General features: G+C 68.2%; 1 protein-coding gene. It reads left to right on the plus strand.

Features of this window, described 5'->3' with window-relative positions; all coding sequences use genetic code 11:
* Window positions 1–570: lyase family protein (locus GTY56_RS23840; RefSeq protein ID WP_272923391.1), on the plus strand; the 570-nt coding region annotated here is incomplete at both ends.

Below are 570 nucleotides of genomic sequence, written 5' to 3' on the forward strand. Positions count from 1 at the left end.
CAGGACTGCGGGGCGTTCGTGCAGATGTCCGGTGTGCTCAAGCGCATCGCGGTCAAGCTGTCCAAGAGCTGCAACGACCTGCGGCTGTTGTCCTCCGGTCCGCGCGCCGGCCTGGGCGAGATCAACCTGCCGCCCGTGCAGGCCGGTTCGTCGATCATGCCCGGTAAGGTCAACCCGGTGATTCCCGAGGTCGTCAACCAGGTCGCCTTCGAGGTGATCGGCAACGACGTCACCATCACCATGGCCGCGGAGGCCGGGCAGCTCCAGCTCAACGCCTTCGAGCCGATCATCCTGCACTCCCTGTCGGAGTCCATCACGCATCTGCGTGCGGCGTGCCTGACCCTGGCCGAGCGCTGTGTGTCGGGCATCACCGCCAACACCGAGGCACTGCGCGCGAGCGTGGAGAACTCCATCGGCCTGGTCACCGCCCTCAACCCGCACATCGGCTACACCGCGGCCACCGACATCGCCAAGGAGGCCCTCGCCACCGGCCGGGGCGTCGCCGAACTCGTCCTGGAAAAGGGCCTGCTCCCCGCCGAGACCCTCACCGCCCTGCTACGCCCCGAGGTC

The sequence above is a fragment of the Streptomyces sp. SID5643 genome, assembly GCF_009872555.1.
Lineage (GTDB): Bacteria > Actinomycetota > Actinomycetes > Streptomycetales > Streptomycetaceae > Streptomyces > Streptomyces iakyrus.